The organism is Kribbella sp. NBC_00359, assembly GCF_036097425.1.
GTDB lineage: Bacteria > Actinomycetota > Actinomycetes > Propionibacteriales > Kribbellaceae > Kribbella.
The window spans coordinates 7,107,426-7,130,789 of the sequence record NZ_CP107975.1; the positions used below are offsets into that span (position 1 = coordinate 7,107,426).

Sequence of the window (23,364 nt, forward strand, 5' to 3'; positions counted from 1 at the left end):
CCCTGTGAAGAGACTGCTCGCGCTCTGCGCGGTGCTCGTGGTAGCGCTGGCGGGCTGCAGCGACAAGAAGGACTCCGGCGGGGGCGACGGTCAGTCCGGCGATGATGCGGTCGCGCTGTTGACCGCGGCCAAGAAGTCGATCGACGACGCGGCCAGTGTGCACATCGTGCTGACCGGGCGGGACCTGCCGGACAACGCACAGACGCTGGCGAGTGGTGACGGAGTCGCCACCCACGCCCCGGCGTTCAAGGGCAAGCTGACGGTCCGTTCGAACGGCGCACCGATCGACGCCCAGGTGGTGTCGGTCGGCAGCAAGGTCTACGCGAAGCTGTCGTTCACCCCGAGCTACATCGAGCTCCCGCCGTCGCAGTTGGCCGGTCTCGGCGCGCCCGACCCGGCGGTCCTGCTGGACCCGGCGAAGGGCCTGTCGTCGCTGCTGACGGCCGTGAAGGACCCGAAGGTGAAGGGTGAGAGCCGGGACGGAGCGAAGGTCCTGACCGAGGTCACCGGCTCGATCCCGGGCCAGGCCCTGCAGGGCATCTTCCCGAAGGCCCCCGCGGACAAGGACTTCCCCAGCTCGTTCAAGATCGACAAGGACACCAAGCAACTGGTCTCCGCCACCATCAGCGGTCCGTTCTACGGCGACGCCACCAGCAGCTACGACGTCACCCTCGACAAGTACGGCGAGAAGATCGAGATCACCAAGCCGTGAGCTCGTCCGTCGGCCGCCCGGCGCCGGTGAGCAACCCGAGGACCCGACTCACCCTGGCCTCCATCGCGGTGGCGTTCGCGGCGGCCGACACGTACGTCGTCGTCCTCGCGCTGCCGGACATGATGGCCGGGGTCGGGCTGTCGGCGGACGAGCTGCAGCGGGCGGCGCCGATCATCTCCGGGTTCCTGCTCGGGTACATCGCGGTGCTGCCGCTGATCGGGCGGATCGCCGATGTGGTCGGGCGGACGCCGGTGCTGGTCGGTGCGTTGCTGCTGTTCGCGGTCGGCTCGCTGATCACAGCCGGGGCGTACGACCTGCCGCTGGTGGTGACCGGTCGGTTTCTCCAGGGCGTCGGCGGTGGTGGCCTGGTCCCGGCCACGCTGGCCCTGGTGGCGGATCTGTGGCCGGCTGAGCGGCGAGGCCTTCCGCTGGGTGTTGTGGGTGCGGTGCAGGAGCTGGGCGCGGTGCTCGGTCCACTCCTCGGCGCCGCCGTACTGGCGATCGCGGACTGGCGGTACATCTTCTGGCTCAATCTCACCGTCGCTGTCGTGCTGGCCCTGTTGTTGCGCGGACGGCGACCACCGCCGGTGTCCGCGTTCGTCGGGGTGCTCGCCTGCATTGCCCTTGGGCTGACCCTCACCGCACCCGAGCGGTTGGCAACCGGCGTAACGCTCGGCGTGCCATTCGTGCCGTTCACCGGGTCTTCCCGGTTGCTCACGCCGATCGGAGTCGCCACCCTGGTGCTGGGTCTGCTCTGGCTCGGTCTGGTCGTGTGGCGCAGCCGCGGCCGGATGGGGACCGTGCTGGCCCAGGTCGACCTCGTCGGAGCCGTCCTCCTGGCGCTTGCCCTTGCGGGTGTGGTCCTGGCGTTCGCGACCGCCGACCCCGAGCGTGAGCTGATGTCGCCGGCCGGCCCATGGCTCCTGCTCGCCGCCGCGGTCTTCGCGATCGCGTTCGCGGTCTGGCAACGCCGTACGACGCGGGCGATCGTGCCGCACGGTCTCCTCGGTGCACGGCCGGCCTGGGGATCGCTGGTCGTCAGCTTCCTCGTCGGATGTGCGCTGATCGCCGCGCTGGTCGACGTACCCGTGTTCGCCCGCACGACCCGGGGCGGGGGGCAACTGGCCGCCGCTCTGGTGCTGCTGCGGTTCCTGATCGCCCTGCCGGTCGGCGCGGTCGTCGGCGGCTGGCTGACTCGGCGCTATGGCCTCGGCCTGATCACGGGTGCCGGGCTCGGGTTGTCCGGCGCGATGTTTGTGCTGATGGCCTTCTGGAGCCGTACTGCGCTCGATCACTGGCCGGCGACCGTCGTACTCCTGCTCTGCGGCTTCGGCTTCGGGCTCGCGCTGTCTCCGGTGAACACCGCCATGCTCGGTGCCACGCCGGCCGACAGTCACGGCCTGGTCAGCGCGCTGGTCGTGGTCGCGCGGATGGTCGGCATGCTGGTCGGAGTGTCCGCCCTCACAGCCATCGGCCTGCGGCGGTACTTCGCGCTCGCCGACGACATCCCCTCCCCGAACGAACTGTGCCCGAAGTCGCCCGGCAACTGCCGCCCGTTCGTCGACGCGCTCCGCGATGCCGCCGTTTCACAAGTTCACACCATCTTCGCCGGCGCCGCCGTCAGCGCCTTCCTGGCGGCCCTCGTGGCCGCACTCCTGCTCGGCCGACGTGGCGTTGTGCACACATCCTGATCATCATGAGGGACAGCCGTCTCACCTCGCGTACGGTGATGCTGTGACCCATCGTCTCGACGCCACCGGTCGTGCCGGTTTGTGTTCGACCTTCTGCCGCGAGTTGCGTGAGCCACTCGCCGGTACGGCGGTTGTCGCCGTGGGCTGGGTGGTTGTCGAGCAGCCGGGTCCGTGGGGCGCGAAGGCACCGACGCAGAGTCACCTGGACCCGGCCTTCGGCGGCGCCTTCGACGAGGCGTGCAAGAAGGTGGACGTCCGCTTCGGGTTGATCCGCTCCCCCGGCCGCCACCCGGATGAGGTCGAGCGCTCGCATCAGGTGTACGTCGCCTCGACCCTTCCAGGGCGCACGTGGTTGCTCGGTGGCTGTGTCGACGATCCCGCCGTGCTGAAGGAACTCGACCTCGACGCGGTCAGCCGCGGCGACCGGACCGCCGTACTCGCGTCGCTGCCGTCGCTGGCCCCGATCGACGAGCCCGTTGTGCTGGTCTGCACGAACGGCAAGCGGGACGAGTGCTGCGCACTCCTCGGCCGGCCACTCGTCTCCGGGCTCGAGAAGCTCGCGCCGGGCCGGGTCTGGGAGGCGAACCACCTCGGCGGTCACCGGTTCGCGCCGACCGCGACGTTCCTGCCGGCCGGCACCATGCACGGCCAGTTGACTCTCGAGACCGCCACGGCTGTGCTGGACGCGGCCTGTCGTGGTGAGATCGTGCTGACCGGGCTACGCGGCCGGTCGACCTGGACCAAACGCGGTCAGGCCGCGGAGATCGCCGTACGCCGTCTTGTCGGTGAGCTCGCGCTGGATGCCCTCAGTGTCGTGGGCGAAGACCTCGAGGCCGTCGCCGTACGGCATGTCGACGGCCGGTCCTGGACCGTGCCGGTGACCAGCGCACCCGCCGATCCACCCCGACCGGAATCCTGCGGAAAGGAGCCTTTCGCCATGTCGATCCTGCATGCCGGAACCCCTGAGCCTGGTGAGGTCCGTTGAGTACCGGTTTCGAGGACGTGCTGGCCGCCAACGCCGACTACGTCGCCGACTTCCACTACGGCGGGTTCGACGGCATCGCCCACGCCGGCATCGGCGTGGTCACCTGCATGGACTCCCGGATCCCGCCGCTGGAGATGCTCGGGCTGAAGCCAGGTGACGCGAAGGTGCTGCGCAGCGCCGGCGGCCGGGTCACCGAGGTCACGCTGACCGGGCTCGTCCTCGGCGTCCAGCTGCTCGGCGTCCGCCGGATCATGATCATCCCGCACACCCGCTGCGCGATGGCCGCGATGTCGGAGGACGACCTGCGCGCGAAGGTCGAGGCCGCCGCCGGGAAACCGGCCGGTTACCTGCCCATCCCGGTCATCCCCGACCAGCTCGAGGCCCTGCGCCGCGACGTCGCCGCCGTCCGCGAACATCCGCTGATTGGCGACGACATCCTCGTCGGCGGTTTCATGTACGACGTCGACACCGGGCAACTCACCCAGATCGACTGACGCCTACCGCTTGTTCAGTTGGTGCGCTGGTAGATGAGCAGAACGAGGCTGTCGCCGATGGTCCGGTTGCCGACGAGGCGCTGGGGCTTCTGCTCGCCGGTCTCGCCGAAGAGGTGTTGCCCGGCGCCGAGTACGCACGGGAATGTCATCAGCCGCAGTTCGTCGACCAGGTCGTGCTCCAGCAGTGTCGGCACGAGGCGGCCACTCGCGTAGACGACGAGGTCGCCGGTGAGCGTTTCCTTCAACTTCGAGACGTCGTCCACGACGTCACCCGTCAGCACGGTCGAGTTGTTCCAGTCGGCGGCCTCGAGGGTGGCGGAGACGACGTACTTGGGCATGCTGTTCAACCTCTCCGCCCACACGCCGGTCCGGGACGGAAACCGTCCGGCGAAGTACTCGTAGGTCCGTCGCCCCAGCAGCATTGCCTCGACGTCCAGCGCCTCGTCGGTGAAGAACTCGGACCACGCAGCCTGATCCGTGGCGCCCATCTGGCTCCAGGCGCCGCGGCCGAGGCCCTCCTCACCGGTCGGGTCCTGGATGACTCCGTCGAGCGTGATGTTCTCGGTGACGATGAGCTTTCCCATGTCGGTTCTCCCTTGTCGTGATGTCGACTACTGCTGATGGAGACTCCGCGGTGTCCGGAAACGGGGCGCGCGCAGACCGCCCCCTTCGCTCCTCAGCCGGCGTCCATACAGGATGGAAGCGCGACACGACAGAGAGGTGGCCGGAGTGGAGTTGGTGAGAGCCGACCTGATCAGCCGGGCGCGGGCCGGCGACGAGGAGGCGTTCCGGGCGTTGACCGAGCCGCACCGCCGGGAGCTCCAGGTGCACTGCTACCGCATGCTCGGATCGTTCCAGGACGCCGAGGACGCCCTCCAGGACACGCTGCTGGCTGCCTGGCAGGGGCTCAGCGGGTTCGAGGGGCGCGCCTCGCTCCGCACGTGGCTCTACCGGATCGCCACCAACCGGTGCCTCAGCACGCTGCGGTCAGCCAGCCGGCGTCCCGCCAAGGAATGGGACATCCCCGGGGTCGAGCCGCCCGAGCCGACTCGGCTCGGCGAGGTCGTCTGGCTCGAGCCGTACCCCGACGCGCTTCTCGACGGGGCGATCACCGTGCCGCTCGGCCCGGAGGCCCGCTACGAGCAGACCGAATCCATCTCGCTGGCCTTCGTGACCGCCCTTCAGGTCCTGCCGCCTCGCCAGCTCGCCGTACTGATCCTGCGCGACGTCCTCGGATTCCGCGCGAGCGAGGTGGCCGGCATGCTCGACACGACCGTCGAGTCGGTGAAGAGCGCCCTCAAACGGGCCCGCGTCAGCCTGCAGCGCCGGCAGTCGGCGGCCGCCGAACCGCCTCCCGCCGCCGACTCAGCCGCCGAGGATGCGATGGTGACGAGGTTCGTCAGCGCGTGGGAGTCCGCCGACATCGATGGACTGCTGGCCCTGCTGACCGACGACGTCTTCATGTCCATGCCGCCGCTGCCGTTCGAGTACGAGAGCCGCGACATCGTGGCCGGCTTCTGCGCCACGCTGTTCGGCTCGGGCCGGAGATTCGACCTCGTCCCGACCCGAGCCAACGGTCAGCCGGCGTTCGGCGCGTACCTGCGCGGCGCCACCGGTGTCCGGCACGGCACCGGGCTGTACGTCCTCACCCTCAGCGGCGACCGGATCTCCGCCATGACCCGGTTCGAGAACAGCGTGTTCCCGGCCTTCGGCCTGCCGCGATCGCTTCCCGGCGCCTAGCGCTCGTCGATCACGTCGATCTCGTCGACGGCCGACGTGCCCTCGCGGACCAGGGCGAAGGCTGCCTTGGTCTCGGCGAGGGTCGGGGCGAGTTCACGGGCTGCCTTCAGGTCGTCGGCGGACTCCCAGCGCCACACGCCGACCCACTGGTTCTGGAGCCGGCCGAGCCGCGCCTCGGTGAGGCCTGGGATGGCAGCGCGGACGGCGTCCACCAGGGCGTTGTGCTTGCCGCGGATGTCGGTGGCGTCATCGGTGGTGGCCTCGAAGCGGGTGATTGCGATGAGCGACATGACTAGGCCTTTCACTAGAGTTGACTTATAGCGAACGAATCTAGAGATAGACTCTAGTCATGACTGTTGTCAAGCGGCCCAACCGCCGAGCGGAGAAGGCGCAGGAGACCCGGCGGCGCATCATCGAGGCCGCGCGGGAGCTGTTCGTCGCGGACGGGTACGGCGCGACCAACCTGCAGGACGTCGCCGACCGGGCCGGCGTCGCAGTGCAGACGATCTACTTCACCTTCGGCAACAAACGGGCTCTCCTGAAAGAGCTGGTCGATGTGACGATCGCCGGCGACAGCGAGCCGGTCGCCACGATGGATCGCCCGTGGTTCACCGACGCGGTCGCCGCCGGCACCGCCGGGGAGATGCTGGCCGCGTACGTCCCCGGCTCGAGCGCCGTCCTGGCCCGGGTGTCCCCGATCATGCGGGTCCTCGAAGCGGCCGTCGCGAACGACCCCGAGGTCGCCGCTCTCTGGCCCCAGGACGAGGACCTCCGGTACGTCGTCCAGCGCGCAGCGGCGGACGCACTCGTGACCAAGCCCGGCGCTCGCGATGGCCTGAAGGCCGACGAAGCCGCCGATCTCCTCTACGGCATCCTCAGCCCCGAGCTCTACCTCCTCTTCACCCGAGACCGCGCCTGGCCCCACGACCGCTGGCTCACCTGGGCCACCCAAACCCTTCACACCCAACTCTGCGCGTGACGGCCAGATGATCACCTGCGGTTGTTCGGAATCTCTCGGAACTCGCGGTGGGATCTGGTAGACACCACGTATGAGACTCCGCCCCAGCTCATTTTCGCGATCCCTGCTCGTCGGCGCCCTCGCCCTTACGACGGTCCTGTCCGGCACTCCTACCGTCCACGCCATCCCGTCTGTCACCGGATGCCTCGACCAGTCCGTCACCGGGTCGGTCGAGGAGCAACGTCTCGACAACGGCGTCGCCGGCGGTCCATCGGTCCCGGCCGAGATCCTCCGCCGGTCCGGCTTCGACCGCCAGGTTGCGCTGTTCTCTCGCCTGCTCTGCTCGATCCCGAACCGCCAAGCCGCAGCTGCCCTCGTGCACGCGCAAGGCGAAGCCCTCTGGCGTACGGCGACCCACCGCGCCCAGCACGCGCCGACAGGACCGGACGCACTACCCGCCACCGACGACCGCGGCCTCTACTGGGCCCGCCTCTCGATGGCCCTCGCGTTGAGACAATGGCACCCCCGCTTCGGCCTCGGTACGACGGAACGCGCCGGACTGATCCGATCCCTCGAATACACCTCGCGCGGCATCACGAGCACCCGGTTCGCACCGGGTGTACGGAAGATCCTGGTGACCGGCTTCGACCCGTTCACGCTCGATGCGGACATCCGGATCGGCAACCCGTCCGGGGCGAACGCGCTGACGCTGGACGGGCAGCGCTGGACGATCAACGGCAGGACCTACGAGATCCAGACCGTCGTGTTCCCGGTCCGCTACACCGACTTCGACGAGAACATGGTCGAGAACGCCCTCGCACCGCACTACCGCCCCGGTCCACAGCACGCGGACCTGGTCATGACGGCCAGCCAAGGGCGGGTCGGGATCTTCGACCTCGAGGTGTTCAACGGCCGGCGCCGTTCGGTCAGCTCGATCGGCGACAACAACAACCTCTGGGGCGGCGGCACGATCGCCGCTCCGGTCGTCTCCCCCAGCATGCCGCCGGGACCCGAGTGGATCACGTCGAGTCTGCCGCTGGCGCGGATGTCGCAGGCCGACGTGACGCCGTTCCGCACCCGCGTCAACACGTCCGTGCTGGAGATCCCGGCCGGCCAGACCCAGCCGGTCCGTCAGCCGCTCGGCCCGACGCCCGGCTCGATCGCCTCGGAGGGCACCGGCGGCGGCTACCTCTCCAACGAGGTTGCCTACCGCAACACCTTGCAGCGCGACCTGCTCGACCCGTCGATGCCGGCCGGTCACCTGCACGTCCCCGTGCTGTCCTTCGACCCGGCCAACACGACCGGCATCACCGACCCGACGTACGAGGCCAACCGCGAGGCGATCGTCACCGGCGCCCACGCGATCCTCCGCGCAGCGCTCAGCTAGAACAGAAAACTACTCATCGCCACGCTTGGCATGGACAGTTTTCTGATCACGCCAAGCGTGGCGACGCACACTCAAAGAGCCAGTACGTCGGCCGTTCGAACAGGCTCTCCGGTCTCGAAGGAGCGGTTCGCCGCCAGCCCGGTCACCAGCGCCAGCGCCGCCTGCCGGGCATCAGCCACCTCGGCTCCCTCGGTCCGCGAGTCGTCGAGCAGCGCCGCGAGTACCCGGGCGTCGGCGCCACCATGGCCGGCGTGATCGTGGTCGACGGTGTGGTCGACTGGCGGCGACCACAGCGGCCGCACGGTGATGCTCGTCCGTCCAGCCGTCGGCGCGGCGAGGTCGCCGTGCACCGCTCCCCTGGCCGACTCCACCCGCTGGTGGGGCAGGACAAATGTCGACTCTTCTACATTCAGCTCCAGCCGTCCCCGCGAACCGTTGAACATCACGCGGTAGCCCTCGGCCGGTGAGTACGCGGTCAGGTGATACGTCATGGTTGCCCCTGAGTCGTAGGAAACCAGCACCGCCATGTCGTCCTCGATCGACACCCCAGGCGCGAACACGTTGCGATCGCGGTAGTAGCCGTCCTCCGCCTCCGCGTCCAGGTACAGCTCACGCAGGGTCTGGTTGTCGGCCAGGTGCAGCGCGAACGGATCGTCGAGGGCGGCCGCGGATCCATGGGCACGGACGTAGTCCCGCGCGTACCCGTGCCGGCGCCCCGGACCGTAGAAGGCCAACTGTCCTTGTGCATAGACGATGCGGGGTTCGGCGCCGAGCCACCAGTTCACCAGATCGAAGTGGTGGCTGGCTTTGTGCACCATCAGACCGCCCGAGTTCGCCTTGTCGCGATGCCATCGGCGGAAGTAGTCCGCACCATGCGACACGTCGAGCATCCACTCGAAATGCACCGAGTGCACATCCCCGATCGCGCCCCCGGCCAGCAGCTCCCGCACGCGACGATGCACTGGATTGAACCGGTAGTTGTACGCGACGGACAACTCACCGCCGGTCTCCCGCACGGTGTCCAGGATGCTCTGAGCCTTCACCGCATCGGTCGTCATCGGCTTCTCGCTGATCACCCGTACGCCGGCCCGCAGCGCGGCCTCGATGTAGCCGTCGTGCGTCGCGTCGACGCTGGTCACCACCAGCACTTCGATCCGCTCGACCCGCAGCATCTCCTCGAAGCGCGCCGGCGGCCATTGATGCGCCGTACGACGGCCGGCCGCCAGCAGCATGCGGTTGTGAAAGGCCATCCGGACCGAGTTCGAGTCGCACAACGCCACGACGTCGTACCCGTCGCGCTTGGCCAGGCCCTCGGTGAACAGCTGGGCACGGTTGCCGGTACCGACGATCGCGGTCCGCACAGGTGTGGGCATTCGGACCCTCCTATTGCTTGACCGCGCCGGCCAGGCCGTTGACGAAGAAGCGCTGCAGCAGCACGAACAGCAAGATGATCGGCGCGAGCGTGATGACGGTTCCCGCACACAGCAGCGTCCACTCGGTCGAGTTCTCGCCGATGAACGCGTACATGCCGATCGCGAGCGTGCGCAGTTCGGGCCGCCCGAGCGTGAACACGAGCGGGATGAAGAAGCTGTTCCACGCCGTGATCGCGGTGAACAGGCCGACCGTGGCCAGCATCGGGCCGGACAGCGGCAGCATGATCCGGGCGAACGTCTGGTGGAAGTTCGCCCCGTCCACCTGGGCCGCGTCCTCGAGCTCACGGTCGATGGCCATGAAGTAGCCCATGAACAGGAAGGTCCCGAACACGACGCCACCGGATGCCTGCACGATGATCACCGACCACAGGCTGTTCAACAGGTGCAGTCGCTGCATCAGGTCGAACACCGGAATGATCGTGTAGCCGTGCGGCAGGAACAACGTCGCCGACACCAGCCCGAGACAGAAGCCACGGCCCGGGAAGCGGGTGCGGGCAAGTACATAGCCGGCGCAGGAAGTGACTACTAAAGTGATCACTACCGTGCCTACGGTGATCAGTATTGTGTTCATGAAGTACCGGCCGAACGATGCCTCCCGCCAGGCGTCGAGGTAGTTCGCCCACAGGAAGTGCGACGGCAGCGGACTGAGTCCCTCACTGAAGAAGTCGTCATCGCTCTTCAGCGAGCTCCCCAAGGCCCAGAACAGCGGGTACAGCCAGGCCAGACCGGCGACCAGCAAGGCGATATGCGTCATCGCGGTGACGACACGCTGACGCTTCATGCGAGTCCCCCTGTCCCCCGCCGCTTGGCGAGTGAGCGCAGTACGACGACCTGGACGACGGAGAACGCGATCAGCAGCACGCCGTAGATGAACGACGCGGCGGACGCCAGACCGATGTCGGGCTGCACCGCGTTCGCGTTACTGCCGCCGAACGCCAGGTGGTAGATGTAGGTGTTCACGACCTCGGTCGCGAAGTACGGGCCGCCGCTGGTCAGCACCTGGACCAGGTCGAAGATCTGGAACGTCCCGATCACCGCCAGGATCACGATCACCACGCCGACCGCTCGCAGCATCGGGACGGTGATGTACCGGAAGGTCCGCAGCGGGCCGGCGCCGTCCAGCCGGGCGGCTTCGTAGAGCTCGTCCGGGATCGTCTGCAGGCCGGCCAGGAAGTACACCAGGTTGTAGCCGAACGTGTGCCAGATCCCGACCAGGATGATGATCGCGAGCGCGAAGTGCGGATCCCCCAGCCAGTCGATGTGCTGGTGGATCAGGTGCAGCTTCAGCAACAGGTCGTTGATCGAGTCGCCGAAGTTCGACACCAGCAGCTGGATCACGACGCCGATCACCGCGGCCGACGTCACTACGGGCAGGAAGAACAGCGTCCGGTAGAACGACGCGAACCGCAGCCGCTTGCTGTTCAGCACGAGCGCGAGGGCCAACGCCAGGACGAGCTGGATCGGTACGACGAACGCGGCGTACACGAAGGTGTGTCCGAGCGATCGCCAGAAGATGCTGTCGTGGACGATCTGGCGGAAGTTGCCCAGTCCGACGAAGTTCGACGGGTCGCCGATCCCGTTCCACCGGTAGAACGTGTAGCCGAGTGACGCGATGATCGGGTACACCACGAACACCAGCAGCAGCACCATCATCGGCGCCAGGTAGACGTACGACCACAGATAGGTCCGGCGACGCGCCCGCCGCCGGGCCACCGCGGGAGGCGGCCCGGCAGTGGCGACGTCCTCCCGCACGGCGGTCATCGCCATCAGGCGCCTGGCTTCGTCGTGTACGGCTTGGTCAGCTCCCAGTCGAGGAACGCGAAGTCCTTCAGGCTCGCGCCGGTGCCCACCTTCTTCACCGCGTCGCCGAGCGCCTGGTTCAGCTTGTCCGTCAGCGACGTCAGCGCACCCTGGACGTCCTTGATCTGCCCGGTGTAGACCCCGGCGAGCACGTCGTTGATGTCGGGCTTCACCGCGGGCAGCTCGAGCTTGGTCAACTGCGGATTGCGGATGGTCGGCTGCGGACCGACCACCGCCGTCGCGGACATCGCGACGTACTGCGCGAAGGGTGCGAACGTCACGCCCTTCGGGTCGTTGTTCTTGGCGTAGACCGACAGGCCCTGGCCCTGCTCGACCCAGCGCTTCCCCGCCTCCGGGCTGTAGAGCCAGTCGAACCACGCCCAGGCCTCATCGGCGTGCGGGGTCTTCGACGACACCGCGACGAACTTGCCGCCGGGCGGTCCGTAGAACAGCGCCTTCGGCTCACCACCCGGGGCGGGCAGGGTGACCAGGCTGTAGTCGGTGAACTTGTGCTGGGTCCATTCCGGCTGGTTCCAGACGCCACCGACCGTCATCCCGAACCGCCCGCGCTCGAAGAACGCCCGGGCCTGCTCGTCGGAGATGCTCATCGAGTTCGGGTAGAACCAGTTCTTGTTCTTCCACTCCAGCAGCAGGTTGATCACGTCGAGGTAGTTGCGGTCGGTGCCGAACGTCCACTGCCCGACCCGGTAGTCCATGCCGTCGATCCCGCCGACCGCGGCACCACCGGGCGAGCCCGCGCCGCGGACGAACAGATCCAGCCACCAGGCCAGGGTCGTGTTCGTCGAGTTGCCGAACCCGAACGGCGCCACCTTGCCGCCGCTCTTCGACGCGATCGCGTCGGCCGCGCTGCTGACGTCGTCCCAGGTCTTCGGCAGTTTCACACTGCCGTCGGCGTTCGTCAGGCCGGCGTCCTTGAAGACACCGTGGTGGATGTAGAGCTGCAGCGAGGGTGCCGGCGCCGCGAACGGCGCGGTGTAGACCTTGCTGTCGAAGACGTCCACTCCCTCGACGAAGCTGTTCTCCGGGAAGCGGGACTGCCATGACGTCGTCGCCCACTTGTCCACCGGCAGCAGCCAGTCCTGCGACACCTGCTGGCTGAGCTGCGGGCTCTTGGGGATCATCAGGATGTCCGGTGCGTTGTTGCTGCGATACGCGAGCGAGACCAGGTCGGCGTACTTGTCGCTGACCTGCGTGGTCTTCTTCACGACGACGCCCGGGTGCGCCTCCTGGAACAGCTTGATCTCGTTGTCCACCCAGCCGGCCTGGCTGGCGTACCAGTCCCAATAGGTGATGGTGGTCTTGGCCTTGGACCCCTCGGCGTTGTTGTCCGAGGAACAGCCGGCGAGCGCGCCGGCGCCGGCCAGTGCGGCCGCACCACGAAGCAGTGTCCGCCGTGAGATGGGTGATGACATGACATTCCTCCAGTGAGTACTAAGAGCAGGCCGGCGACGCGGACGACGCGGTCTGAGTCTGTGAGCCGAGCCGCCAGGTCAGTGGGCTGCCGTCCCAGGTGACCGCGACGCGACGCGGCCGCTGGAAGGGCAGGAACGAGACGGTCTGGCCGCGATCCGACGGTCCGGGGCTGAAGGCGTTGTCACTGCCGACCGGGACCGGGATGTAGAAGTTGTTCGCGTTGTTGTAGCCGAAGTACGCGGTGTAGGTGTTGTCGACCGTGTTGCGGACGACACAGGCCGCCGTCGGTTGCACCGGGTTGAACGCGGTCTCCACGGGACCGGTACTCCCGCCACTGACGGTCTTTGCCAGCGGAGCAAAGGACGCGTCGTCCACCAGGAGATCGCCGGTGCCGGTCGTGGTGCTGATCCACCACTCGGCCTTCGTCAGGGTGCCGGTCCAGGCGACAGTCGTGTTCGCAGCGGAGATTTGCGTCCAGCCGGTGCTGCTGACCGGCGCTGAGCCGAGCCTGATCGTGGTCGATCCGGTCGAGGTGGTCAGCTTCAGACTCACCATCGCGGTATCCGAACCGCTCGCCAGCCGCACCCAGGTAGACGAGTCGTACAGGCCGCCGTTCACCACCGACACTCCTTGCGCCGGACCGGCCCAAGCGGCCGCTCGTCCGGTGACCGACAAGTCGCCGGAGCCGGTGTGCGGGGTCGTCGACGCGTTCTTCAGCGTGCAGGTCCCCAGGCAGTACCAGCCGGTGGTGTTCGACTGGTTCTCCAGCGTCCCGTTCCCAAGCACAGATGGAGTCGGCAGGTACGGCGTCGTGGCGGGCGGCCCCTGGGCGGGTGGTGGTGGGCCGTCCGTCGGCGTGATGGCGAGGTCGTCGAGCGTGCACTCCGTCGAGGTCGCACCGGGGTTCGACCAGGCGAACACCTGGGTCCACTTCGTCCCGGTCGGTGGAGTGAAGGCCGCGAGTTTCTGCGTGTACGCGCGTTCGTCGGCGTACGTGAGCACGTACTGGAAGGTCGGCGTACCTGCTGTGGCGCCGCCGCGGACGCCGACGTAGCACTGGGTGCCGCCGCCATTCAGACGACCCCAGCCGGACAGCAAGTAGCTCGTGCCCGGTGTGAGTCCGGTGATGTTCTGCGTCACTCCCGAACCTGGGCTGAGGGAGAGTGCGGTGTGTCCGCTGTGGGCGTTGGCCGCCGTCGCGGGGCCGGTGCCGAGTGGGGTCCAGCCGCGGGCGCCGCTCTCGAAGTCTCCATCGCCGATCGGGTTCGGCTGGTCGGTCCGGACGGTGGTGGCGATGCCGTCGGCGATCACCTTGACCGAGGCGCCGGCCGTGGTCGGCATCGCGACCTTCACCTGCTTCGAGATGCCGTTCACGGTGACCGTCACCAGGTAGTCACCGAGGAAGCCGCGCGTACCGAAGGTCCCGGCTGATGTGGTCTGAGCGGAGACGCTGGTGTGCCACTGGTGCTTGATGAGGTCTTCCCAGACCAGGCCGTTGGGCTTGGCCGACCAGTCCGCGTTGTAGAGCGCGACGCGCGGGTTGTAGATGTTGTTCGCCCAGATGCCGAAGTTGCTGATCTGGTTGACGTTCGGGTTCGAGAACATCGCGGTCATGAAGTCGCGGGTGTAGTCCGCCTGCAGTTGCAGATCGTCGGTGTCGACGTCGAACTCCGTGACCGCGACCTTCACGCCGAGTCCGGCGAACTGGTCGACGATCGCCGTCAGGTCGTCGGGCGAGGTCAGCTGCAGCCCGTTGAAGTGGCTCTCGAAGCCCACCTCGTCGATCGGTGCCCCGGAGGACTTCAGCGACTGCACGGTGTTGTAGACGGAGTCGCGGTGGCGCTTCTCCCAGCCGTTGTTCTCGACCAGGCCGTAGTCGTTCAGCACCAGCTTCGCGTTCGGGTCGGCCTGGTGCGCGAGCTGGAACCAGGAGGCGATCTCGTTCGGGCCGAGGATGTCCTGCACGTTGTGCTCGGAGTACGGCTCGTTCACCACGTCCCACTCGTCGACGATGCCGGCCAGAGCCGACGCCTCGTCGGTGAGGTGGGTGTTGATCCGCGCTCGCAGCGCGGCCGGATCGTTCTGCAGCGTGACGAGATCCGGCTGCATCAGACCCCACGACGGCCAGATCAGGTTGTGGCCGCGGATCCGCAGCCCGTGCTGCCGCATCCACTGCAGGGCGGGCAGGGTGATGGTGTCACGCTCGGTCTGGTTCTCCCAGTGGTTCCACTTCAGGTTGTTGCCTAGGGCCCCTTGGTTGAAGAGCGTCGAGGCCTTGCTCTGGTACTGCTGAAGGTCGGTGCCACTGATCCCGCCGGACGGATCGCCGATCAGCCGCGCACCGTCCGACGCGGCGCCGAACTTGAAGGCGCTGGTCTGCTGTACGGCGGACACCGTCGCACCACTGATCGGGTTGCCGGCCGGGTCGACGACCGAGACGGCGAGGTTTCCCTTGCGATATTGGTCGATCCGGGCGTTGGCCGCCGTACGCCAGGCTGCGTTGGCGTCGCGGCCGTCGTACGTCACCTGCGGGTAGCCGGCGGGGTTGCCAGGCCCGTAGTCCTGCACCGAGACTCCGGCGATCTGGAACTTCTGAGCGCCGTACCCGAGCCAGAGGTTCAGGTGCGCGGTGGTAGCAGTCCCTGCTGTGTAGGTGACGGCGGCGCGGAACGGGAACTGGAACTTCTGCCAGTCGGTGCCGTAGAGCAGGGCAGCGTTCAGCGACTTCTTGAACGGCGATCCGTCCGTTTCGAACACCACGTGTGCGTTGCCGGTCGTGGCACCCGGCGTCGGCTCGATCGAGCGAGCCCAGAGGGTCGCGACGAGCGCGTCGCCTTCGGTCACGGTCGCGGCGGTCGGTACGCCGAGGGTGATCTCGTACTCACCGTCCAGGCCGGGACTCTGCGGTGCGTTCGGGACCGCGATCTCGAGGGCCTTGGTGAAGTCGGGGTTGCCGGTGATCGGGACCTGGTGGGTCGCGTCCGCCGGGAGGCTCTTGAATTCGGTGAAGTTGGCGACGGGGTCGGTCGGCAGCACCTCGAAGGGTGCCGCGTCGGCGCGGGCGGCGTGCTGGATCGCCATGGCGGCGAGGACTGCCAGGGTCGCACCGGTGGCCAGTTTTCTGATCACTCCGGGGTCCTTCCAGAGGGCGCGCAGCAGCGCATGACCCGGCGGCGGCCGGGCCTGGGTCTGCTGGGTGCTCTGTCGGTGGGCGGCGCCGGGCGGGCGCCGGGAGTCGGGCGGTCTGGTGAGGCGGGACCTCGATCCGGCGGATCAGGCCTTGGTCGTCTGCGTCCGTCCGCGCGGGGACCGGGTCACGGGCGCCGGCCCGCAACTCGCCCGGACGATCAAGCTCGTCGGCATCACCAGCCGAGGTAGTTCGGTCGACAACTCCAGGTCGTCGTCCACCTCGCCGGTGTCTTCCTCGTCGTTGGGACCGATGGCCGACAGCAACATCTCCGCTGCCCGCTTGCCCATCTCGACGAACGGCTGCTGGATGGTGGTGAGCGGCGGGCGGATCTGCCCGGCCGACTCGATGTCGTCGAAGCCGATCACCGACACGTCCTCCGGCACCCGGAGTCCGGCATCGGCCGCGGCGGTCATCACGGCGTACGCCGTCACGTCGGAGTGCGCGAAGACCGCGGTGGGCCGTTGATCGGGCGGGAGCGCGAACAGTTCGCGCGATCGGGACCGGATCTGCTCGGGCACGAAGTCACCGGGCTTGGTGAGTTCGGGGTCGGGCTGGATGCCCGCCGTCCGCAGCGCGTCCAGGTAACCGCGGTAGCGGTCCTGGCAGCACCGGTACACCATCCGGCCCTGGACACAGGCGATGCGTTCGTGGCCCAGCTGCAGCAGATGATCCATCGCGGTGACCGCGCCGTCGTAGTTGTCGGCGGTGACCGACGGGAGCGCGACATCGGCGTCGATGGTGTTGACCAGGACGACCGGCAGGCCCTCCTGGTGCAGCTGGACGAGCGGCTCGAGCGGCTGCTCGTGACTGACCACGAGCAGGCCGGACGCCATGCTCGAGGTCAGGATCCGGTCGATCAGCGAACCGTAGTCGCGGTCGTTGGTGGCGGTGTAGAGGATGATGTCGAACCCGCTCCGCTCGGTCACGGCGGCCACCCCGATGTTGATCGAGGCAACCATGTGCCAGGACAGGCCGGGCACGACCATGCCGATCAGCCGGGTGCTCCCCTTGGCCAGCGCGGTCGCCGCGAAGCTCGGCACGTACCGATGCCGGCGCATCACCGCGAGCACGTGCCGCCGCGTCGCCGGGTCGACCTTCGGGCTGTTGTTCAGCACCAGCGAGACCGTGGACTTGGACAGGCCGGACAGCGCGGCGATGTCACGAATCGTCAGCTTCGCCATCCGGTTGTCCTCTGCTCGGTCCGTTGGACTGGTCCAACGGCTGTGCTCCGGAACGTAACAGCGGCCGGGTACGTCGTCAACACCCGATGCGCAATCGGTTTCCACCCGAGCCATTGCGCCCGTCACCGACCTCGTGCCACCATCGACGCGTCGTGTTGGACCGGTCCTACGCAGGCCGGGATCACCTGCCCGGGACCGGTCCGGCACGGCTCCCCCTCGTGCCATCGGAAGGCCGCCCATGCCGCCGTACTCCCTTGACGACTTCACCTTCGACCTGCGCCGCGCCGTACCTCCAGCCGAGATCTGGGTCGGCAGTGGCACGGGTACCGTCACGCAGCTCGCAGGAAGTGTCTGCGGCGTCGCCGGGTGGTTCTCTCCCCCACTCGCCGCACCCGACAGCCGCCTGACCATCTCGCTCGAGGTCGACGGCCGCGACGTCGTCGACGCGGCGCGCCCGGGAGCCGGCAACCGTGGCATCCTGCCCACCGGCGGCACCTGGCGTCCCGACCGCCTGATCCGCCGCGGCACCTATCATCACTACGCCGACAGCCGGATGACGTCGTTCGCTGTCGAGTCCATCCTCACGCCTCGCCACGGCTCCCCCGGCTACGTCCTCACCCTCGTGGTCCGCAACCGCTCCAACAGCACCCACGAGCTGACGATCCACCCGGAGCTGACGGAGACCCAAGCCCATAACGTGCCGCTCTCCGGTTGGGGCTGGGTGCCGCCCGCTGCCGGCTCCGGCGAGCCGATCACCCTGTCGCACGCCGGTCTGTCGGCAACCCTCGAACCCCAAGGCGAGGTCACCTTCACCTTGACCGTCAACGTCGCGCCGACGTCTGACGTGACCGACGCCGAACACACCACGCGCGAGTGGGAATCCCGCCTCGCCCAGGCACTCCACCGGCTCCCGACCCTCACCTCCGACATCCCTGGGCTCGAGCAGTACTACCGTCGTTCGCTCGCCAGCGGGCTCGTCTGCTGGTGGGACCATCCGGACTTCGTCACGCAGCCGTTCATCGCGACCTCCGGCCTCGACGGCGGCGCGCTGTGCGCGTACGCCTGGGACACCGGCGGCTACGCGCCGAACGTCCTCAGTCTCATGCTGGGCGACAGCGTCCTCGACATCATCGAGTCACTCCTCGACGCCGACCTCACCGACCGCTACGCGATCGCCCCCGACGGCACCGGCCTTGGAGTCGCCTATGCCTACAGTGGCTGGTCCCTCGTCGCGCTCACCAGAGCAGCCGCCGCCGAACACCGGCTCGACCCCACAGTGGTCGCCCGGTTGTACGACGTACTGATCGCGCTCGACAAGCAATTCCAGCCCGACGACCAGACCGGCGTACTGCGCGACTACGGCGACCAGAGCAACCTGCTCGAGATGCGCGGCTCCGGCTGGGAGCACGTGGTCGCCAGCCCGAACGCCGAGCGTGCGTGGGCACTCGAGACCCTCGCGGAACTCTCGGACCTCACCGGCGCCGCGTTGCCGGCCGACGACCTCAGAGCATCCGCGCAACAGATCCGTGAGGAGGTGATCCGGCAACTCTGGGACGACGAGGCAGGCTGGTTCCGGACCCGCTATCCCGACGGACACACCGAGCTCACCTACTCGATCCAGGCCTACGACGTACTGCGCTCCGGCGCCTGCCCGCCCGAGGTCGCGGCCGCACTGCTCAAGCACCTCCGCCCTGACGCGTTCCTCGGCGAGTACGGCGTCAGCAGTGTCAGCGGCGAGGACGAGCTCCATTACGAGACTGCCGACATCGACTGGTCCGGAGCCGGCGCCTACACCGGCGAAGGCCCGCAACTGGCCCTCACCCTCTGGGAACGCGGGGAACCCGACCTCGCCTGGGACGTGCTCCGTCGCCACCTCTGGCTGGGCGACCACTACCCGTACTTCCCGCAAGACCACTATTCCGATAAACCGGGCGCCCCCGCCACCGGCCGCCGCATCAACGTCATCGCGGGCCTCACCGGCGCCGAGGCCGTCCTCACCGGCCTGGCCGGGATCCGCCCGCACCCCGACGGATCCCTGACCGTCCACCCTCAACCCGTTGCCGCGGGCAACATTAGCGTCCACGGCCTCGGCTACCGTGGCCACACGATCGACGTCGCGATCACGCCCGAGGGCTTCCAGGTCTCCGTGGACGGCCGCCGGCTGTCACCCGGCCAGGACGGCACCATTCTCGCCGTATCTCCGCGGTCCTAGCTGTTGCGATTCGCGAAGTCCCGCCGCATGATTCAGAGGTTTGATCTGCCAGGCGAACGCTCGGAGAGGACCAGACATGAGAATCCGACTTCTGGCGAGCGCTGCCGCGACTACCCTCCTGGTGGTCGCGGCAGTTGCCAGTCCTGCCTCGGCACGACCCGCGACGACCGGCAGTCCAGCGCCGGTGGCGCCGACCTTCGTCGATGGTCTTGCCCAGGCGGTCTTCTCCACCAACCCCACCGACTGGTACAGCGGTGAGGTCTGGGTCCAGGCGCCGTTCGACAGCGACCACGACGGCGAGCCCGACCGGATCCATACCGACTTCTCCGCGCCGCGCGAGGTGCTCACCGAGGGGCTGAAAGTCCCGGTTGTCTTCGAGGACAGCCCGTACTACGCGGGTACGGCGGACGAGTACAGCAACTGGGCCGTCGACCACCCGCTCGGCTCGCCGCCGCTGCTCCGGCCGCGGGCGCCGTTCTGGACCGCCTTCGACACCAGCCCGGTGATCAGCACCAGCCTCGAGTCGACCTGGGTGCCGCGCGGATTCGCCGTCGTCCATGCGGAGTCACCAGGCACCGGCCACTCCGACGGCTGCCCGACGTCGGGCGGCAGGAACGAGACGCTGGCCGGTAAGGCGGTGATCGACTGGCTCAACGGTCGTGCCCGGGCGTACACGACCAGGGACGGCTCGACCCGGGCCGTGGCCGGCTGGACCACGGGCAAGGTCGGCATGATCGGGACGTCGTACAACGGCACCCTGCCGGAGGCTGTCGCGACGACCGGGGTGGACGGCCTGAAGGCGATCGTACCGATCTCGGCGATCTCCGACTGGTACGACTACTACCGGGCGAACGGCATGGTGCGGGCACCGCATTCGTCGTCCAACCCGTCCGGCAACAACAATGCCTTCCAGGGCGAGGACCTGGATGTGCTGGCCGACGTCGTGTACTCGCGACTCGACGAGACCGGCGAACGGAAGATCTGCCAGCCGGTGATCGACGACCTCGAGCACCACATCGACCGCGCCACCGGGAACCGCAGCGGCTTCTGGCAGGAGCGCAACTACATGAAGGACGTGCGCAACGTCCACGCCGCGACCTTGCTTGCCCATGGCAACAACGACTTCAACGTGATGACGAAGAACGCGGCGCAGTTCTACGCGGCGCTCAAGAAGCAGCACGTGCCGCACATGTTCTACTTCCACCAGGGTGGCCACGGCGGCGCACCGCCGGACGTGCTGGTGAACTACTGGTTCACCCGGTACCTGTACGGCGTACCCAACGGAGTCGAGCGGCTGCCACGGTCGTGGGTCGTCCGCGAGGCCGCCTCCTGTCCGCCTCGCCAGACCACTGTCAGCGGAGACCAGTCGAACACGGCGACGCTGGCGGTGGCCGACACCACCCCGTTCCGGATCGGGTTCTCCCTCACCGTGCCGCAGACCAACGCCGACGGGACGATCACCACCACGACCCGGCTGATCGCGAGGATCCCCGACTCGACCCATCTGGTCCTGGCGTCGGCGGTGGCCACCGCGACGGGTCAGAAGGTAGCCGACGGCGCGACCGTCAGCCTGCAATGCAGCAACGCCAACCCGACCCCGTACGCCGAGTGGCCGGACCCCGCCTCGGGGCAGGCCGGTCTCCACCTCACGCCGGGAGCCCCGGCACGCGGTGGCCTGACCTTCGCTCCGACCGCGGCCGGCACCGCGGCGGAAACGCTCACCGATGACGCGTCGATCGCCGCCATCACGTCGGCGAACGCCGCCTCCTCCGACGTACGGCTGAGCTACCAGACGCCGCCGCTCACCAAGCCCGTCCGCATCAGTGGTACGCCGTCGGCCGCGCTGCAGGTCGCCTTCAGCGCGTCGAAAGCGAACCTGACCGCGGCGCTGGTCAGCTACCCACCGACCGGCAACGGCACGATCCTCACGCGTGGCTGGATGGACCCGGCCAACCGTCTCTCCGACTGGGTCGACGCTCCGGTCCGGCCGGGCAAGCTGTACCGGATGAACGTCGACCTGCAGCCGAAGGACACCGTCGTACCGGCCGGGAACAGGCTCGCGCTGATGGTCGTGTCGAGCGACCGCGACTTCACGATCCGGCCCCCCGCCGGCACGCGGCTCACCCTCGACCTGGCCCACAGTTCGCTGGTGATCCCGGTGGTCGGCGGCCCGAAAGCGCTGGCCGACGCCCTCAGGTGACGCGGTAGACCGAGCCCCCTGCCGAGATCGCGACGGACACCCGCTGCCCGGCGACGTTGAGGTTGACGATGAACGTCGTACCCGAGTAGCGGGTGGTGTAGGTGACCGAGCCGGTCGCGCGCAGCGGAACGACGAAGGACAGGATCGAGGCCGAGTACCCCGACCGTGCGAACATCAGCGTCGGCGCCGACTTCCGGGTGAAGATGTTCCGGTAGTGCCACCCCTGGATGGGGTTCGACTTCGCCTGCTTGATCAGGATCGCGCCGGCCGGCAGCGCCTGCCGGTACGGGACCTGGAACAGGATCGTCTTGGTCGAGTCGCCCGGCGCCATCGCCACCGCGGCCGACCGCGAGTAGACCGTCGCCCGCTGATCCGACGGCAGATGCCACAGGGTCTGGAACTGCTGCGCGGTCTTCGACGACCCGCGGTCCAACGTGACGATCAGATCCGGATCCTTCAGCACCAGCACTCCACGGATCCGGGTGATCCCCACACCGGGAGCGTCGACGAACTCGAAGAAGTCGGCGTTCGTTTTGACGAGCGACCGGGTCAGCTTGGTGGCCGCGGCACGGTCCGCCGAGAGCGGCGTCGTCATCACACTGTGCGCGGTCGGGCCTTTCGCCCACGTCCGCCAGACGTCGTTCTGGTACCCGGCATGACCACTGTCGATCACGATGTCCCGCCCGCGGGCGGTGTAGGTCAGGCTGGTGTGGTCGCTGTGCCCGTGGAACGCCCGGGCCGGTCCGAACCGGATGCTGTACGCCGATTCGCCGGTGAAGCCCCTGGTGGCACCCCAGCCGGTGCGGCCGAGGATGTAGCCGGCCGAGTAGATCCCGACCCGCCGAGCCGGTGCCGTGCCCTTGGTGCCCAGTGAGCCGGCGTACTCCATCGGCGTACCGGCCAGGGATAGGTGGCGACCACTTCAGAGTCCCCGATCTGGTGCAGCTTGCCGAGCGAGTTCGTCGCCAGGGCCAGCCAGGTCGCCATCAGCGTGCGGCGGTTCGCGATCGTGGTTCCCGGACTCACGCCGCAGTTCTGCAGCACGGTCGCTGCCCGGCCCCAGAGCGAGTAGTTGAATTGCGCGTAGGCCGTCGACTGCTCGTTCGTCGAGCCCTCCGCGTCGATCGACGTGGTGATGCCGACCGCCAGTCGCTGCTGGGCCAGGTTCTTGTAGTCGGTGCGGTTCAGGATGCAGCCCAGACCGAACAGCGCGATGCTCTCGTCGGTGCCGTGGTTCCAGGCGCCGCTCCAGTTGTTGATCAAGAACGCTGCATGACTCACCAGGGCGGTGTTCAGCCAGGCGTAGCGCGCCGGCAAGGTCGTTGTCTGAAGCCCCGAAAGGATGGCCTGCCGCAAGCAGATCAGCACGTTGGTCCGGTGCATCGTCGACTCCCAAGCGCCGACGTCGCCCTTCCACGAATACGGATTGTCCCGGTACCAGTCGTAGGCGATGGTGTTCACCCGGGTCAGCGCGGTCAGATCACCCTGGCCGGCGGCGATGATCCCCTGACCGAGCCAGCGCAGCGAGTGGAACCACATGTACCAGCTGGCGTTCTTGTAGGGATTCAACCGCCAGTTGATGTTTCCACCACCGTTGCCGACCTTGACCGGTGCGAACGGACCCCAGGTGTAGGTGTCGCGATACAGAGCGCCCAGCGGCGTCTGGTCGTCGATCGTGCCGAAACCCGAGCAGGTGTAGAAGCCGGCCGCAGCCGACTGGATCGGGACCGCCCCGATGTCCTTGGCCGCCGGCGCGACCGGCGGAACGATGTTGCTCTGACCCGCTGCGAACTGCGCGTCTCCAGGCTCCGGAAGATCCGGCAGGATCGCGATTCCGGGTGGCGCCGCCGGTGCCGACGAGGCCGATGGAGCCCCCACCATCACCGCCCCGATCCCCGCGAGTCCTACCGCCACCCCGGCCACTCTCTTCGATTTTCCGAGCATGCT

The 23,364-nt window shown here is 68.2% G+C and carries 19 protein-coding genes; 9 read left to right on the forward strand and 10 right to left on the reverse strand.

The window, feature by feature from the left end; translation table 11 throughout:
* Nucleotides 1-4 precede the first annotated feature (4 nt).
* Genes OG876_RS34545 through OG876_RS34560 form a run of 4 tightly spaced genes read left to right on the forward strand, consistent with a single transcriptional unit; the run spans nucleotide 5 to nucleotide 3,882 of the window.
* Nucleotides 5-712, forward strand: a complete 708-nt coding sequence (locus tag OG876_RS34545) for an LppX_LprAFG lipoprotein (RefSeq protein WP_328520890.1) — start codon at nucleotides 5-7, stop codon at nucleotides 710-712.
* Complete coding sequence (locus tag OG876_RS34550; RefSeq protein WP_328520891.1) at nucleotides 709-2,403, forward strand: MFS transporter; 1,695 nt, start codon at nucleotides 709-711, stop codon at nucleotides 2,401-2,403. The genes OG876_RS34545 and OG876_RS34550 overlap by 4 nt, the downstream gene beginning before the upstream one ends.
* Before the next feature lie 43 nt (nucleotides 2,404-2,446).
* Complete coding sequence (locus OG876_RS34555) at nucleotides 2,447-3,388, forward strand: sucrase ferredoxin (protein WP_328520892.1); 942 nt, start codon at nucleotides 2,447-2,449, stop codon at nucleotides 3,386-3,388.
* The gene (locus tag OG876_RS34560) at nucleotides 3,385-3,882 is read left to right on the forward strand and encodes a beta-class carbonic anhydrase (protein WP_328520893.1); all 498 of its coding nucleotides are present in this window, start codon (nucleotides 3,385-3,387) and stop codon (nucleotides 3,880-3,882) included. The genes OG876_RS34555 and OG876_RS34560 overlap by 4 nt, the downstream gene beginning before the upstream one ends.
* 14 nt (nucleotides 3,883-3,896) lie before the next feature.
* Here OG876_RS34560 and OG876_RS34565 read toward each other — a convergent pair whose 3' ends face one another.
* Complete coding sequence (locus OG876_RS34565) at nucleotides 3,897-4,466, reverse strand: dihydrofolate reductase family protein (RefSeq protein ID WP_328520894.1); 570 nt, start codon at nucleotides 4,464-4,466, stop codon at nucleotides 3,897-3,899.
* Nucleotides 4,467-4,611: 145 nt separating this feature from the next.
* Here OG876_RS34565 and OG876_RS34570 point away from each other — a divergent pair, with 145 nt between their 5' ends.
* Nucleotides 4,612-5,622 (forward strand): sigma-70 family RNA polymerase sigma factor, encoded by a 1,011-nt coding sequence (locus OG876_RS34570; RefSeq protein WP_328520895.1) that lies wholly within the window; start codon nucleotides 4,612-4,614, stop codon nucleotides 5,620-5,622.
* Here OG876_RS34570 and OG876_RS34575 read toward each other — a convergent pair.
* Complete coding sequence (locus tag OG876_RS34575; protein ID WP_328520896.1) at nucleotides 5,619-5,912, reverse strand: hypothetical protein; 294 nt, start codon at nucleotides 5,910-5,912, stop codon at nucleotides 5,619-5,621. The two genes, OG876_RS34570 and OG876_RS34575, sit on opposite strands and share 4 nt — an antisense overlap.
* Nucleotides 5,913-5,971: 59 nt before the next feature.
* Here OG876_RS34575 and OG876_RS34580 point away from each other — a divergent pair, with 59 nt between their 5' ends.
* A complete protein-coding gene (locus OG876_RS34580) occupies nucleotides 5,972-6,601 on the forward strand; it encodes a TetR/AcrR family transcriptional regulator (RefSeq protein WP_328520897.1) in 630 nt (209 codons plus the stop codon).
* Between the two features lie 70 nt (nucleotides 6,602-6,671).
* Nucleotides 6,672-7,967 carry a hypothetical protein gene (locus OG876_RS34585; protein ID WP_328520898.1) on the forward strand — a complete coding sequence of 432 codons (1,296 nt, stop codon included), beginning with the start codon at nucleotides 6,672-6,674 and terminating at the stop codon, nucleotides 7,965-7,967.
* 71 nt (nucleotides 7,968-8,038) lie between these two features.
* Here the strand turns inward: OG876_RS34585 and OG876_RS34590 are convergent, their stop codons facing one another.
* From OG876_RS34590 to OG876_RS34615, 6 genes are all read right to left on the reverse strand, one after another.
* On the reverse strand, nucleotides 8,039-9,340 hold the full coding sequence (locus OG876_RS34590; RefSeq protein WP_328520899.1) for a Gfo/Idh/MocA family protein: 1,302 nt from the start codon (nucleotides 9,338-9,340) through the stop codon (nucleotides 8,039-8,041).
* Between the two features lie 10 nt (nucleotides 9,341-9,350).
* Complete coding sequence (locus OG876_RS34595; RefSeq protein ID WP_328520900.1) at nucleotides 9,351-10,181, reverse strand: carbohydrate ABC transporter permease; 831 nt, start codon at nucleotides 10,179-10,181, stop codon at nucleotides 9,351-9,353.
* Nucleotides 10,178-11,167, reverse strand: coding sequence for a carbohydrate ABC transporter permease (locus OG876_RS34600; RefSeq protein ID WP_328520901.1), 990 nt, complete (start codon nucleotides 11,165-11,167; stop codon nucleotides 10,178-10,180). The genes OG876_RS34595 and OG876_RS34600 overlap by 4 nt, the downstream gene beginning before the upstream one ends.
* Complete coding sequence (locus OG876_RS34605) at nucleotides 11,167-12,633, reverse strand: extracellular solute-binding protein (protein ID WP_328520902.1); 1,467 nt, start codon at nucleotides 12,631-12,633, stop codon at nucleotides 11,167-11,169. The genes OG876_RS34600 and OG876_RS34605 overlap by 1 nt, the downstream gene beginning before the upstream one ends.
* 19 nt (nucleotides 12,634-12,652) lie before the next feature.
* On the reverse strand, nucleotides 12,653-15,763 hold the full coding sequence (locus OG876_RS34610) for an endo-1,4-beta-xylanase (RefSeq protein WP_328520903.1): 3,111 nt from the start codon (nucleotides 15,761-15,763) through the stop codon (nucleotides 12,653-12,655).
* Nucleotides 15,764-15,907: 144 nt separating this feature from the next.
* On the reverse strand, nucleotides 15,908-17,005 hold the full coding sequence (locus OG876_RS34615) for a LacI family DNA-binding transcriptional regulator (protein WP_328520904.1): 1,098 nt from the start codon (nucleotides 17,003-17,005) through the stop codon (nucleotides 15,908-15,910).
* 238 nt (nucleotides 17,006-17,243) lie between these two features.
* Between OG876_RS34615 and OG876_RS34620 the strand changes: the two genes are divergently transcribed.
* Together OG876_RS34620 and OG876_RS34625 are read left to right on the forward strand one after the other, a co-directional pair.
* Nucleotides 17,244-19,217 (forward strand): MGH1-like glycoside hydrolase domain-containing protein, encoded by a 1,974-nt coding sequence (locus OG876_RS34620; RefSeq protein WP_328520905.1) that lies wholly within the window; start codon nucleotides 17,244-17,246, stop codon nucleotides 19,215-19,217.
* Between the two features lie 76 nt (nucleotides 19,218-19,293).
* A complete protein-coding gene (locus OG876_RS34625) occupies nucleotides 19,294-21,417 on the forward strand; it encodes a Xaa-Pro dipeptidyl-peptidase (RefSeq protein ID WP_328520906.1) in 2,124 nt (707 codons plus the stop codon).
* Here the strand turns inward: OG876_RS34625 and OG876_RS34630 are convergent.
* Complete coding sequence (locus OG876_RS34630; protein ID WP_328526995.1) at nucleotides 21,410-22,231, reverse strand: heparinase II/III domain-containing protein; 822 nt, start codon at nucleotides 22,229-22,231, stop codon at nucleotides 21,410-21,412. The genes OG876_RS34625 and OG876_RS34630 overlap by 8 nt on opposite strands.
* Nucleotides 22,117-23,331 (reverse strand): hypothetical protein, encoded by a 1,215-nt coding sequence (locus tag OG876_RS34635; protein WP_328520907.1) that lies wholly within the window; start codon nucleotides 23,329-23,331, stop codon nucleotides 22,117-22,119. Before OG876_RS34635 ends, OG876_RS34630 begins: the two co-directional genes overlap by 115 nt.
* Between the last annotated feature and the right edge of the window lie 33 nt (nucleotides 23,332-23,364).

Bases quoted from the DNA above. Each gene is read 5' to 3' on its own strand.
- OG876_RS34625 (WP_328520906.1), top strand. From the start codon at position 19,294: ATGAGAATCCGACTTCTGGCGAGCGCTGCCGCGACTACCCTCCTGGTG.
- OG876_RS34620 (WP_328520905.1), top strand. From the start codon at position 17,244: ATGCCGCCGTACTCCCTTGACGACTTCACCTTCGACCTGCGCCGCGCC.
- OG876_RS34585 (WP_328520898.1), top strand. From the start codon at position 6,672: ATGAGACTCCGCCCCAGCTCATTTTCGCGATCCCTGCTCGTCGGCGCC.
- OG876_RS34595 (WP_328520900.1), bottom strand. From the start codon at position 10,181: ATGAAGCGTCAGCGTGTCGTCACCGCGATGACGCATATCGCCTTGCTG.
- OG876_RS34565 (WP_328520894.1), bottom strand. From the start codon at position 4,466: ATGGGAAAGCTCATCGTCACCGAGAACATCACGCTCGACGGAGTCATC.
- OG876_RS34575 (WP_328520896.1), bottom strand. From the start codon at position 5,912: ATGTCGCTCATCGCAATCACCCGCTTCGAGGCCACCACCGATGACGCC.
- OG876_RS34615 (WP_328520904.1), bottom strand. From the start codon at position 17,005: ATGGCGAAGCTGACGATTCGTGACATCGCCGCGCTGTCCGGCCTGTCC.
- OG876_RS34590 (WP_328520899.1), bottom strand. From the start codon at position 9,340: ATGCCCACACCTGTGCGGACCGCGATCGTCGGTACCGGCAACCGTGCC.
- OG876_RS34605 (WP_328520902.1), bottom strand. From the start codon at position 12,633: ATGTCATCACCCATCTCACGGCGGACACTGCTTCGTGGTGCGGCCGCA.
- OG876_RS34580 (WP_328520897.1), top strand. From the start codon at position 5,972: ATGACTGTTGTCAAGCGGCCCAACCGCCGAGCGGAGAAGGCGCAGGAG.
- OG876_RS34600 (WP_328520901.1), bottom strand. From the start codon at position 11,167: ATGGCGATGACCGCCGTGCGGGAGGACGTCGCCACTGCCGGGCCGCCT.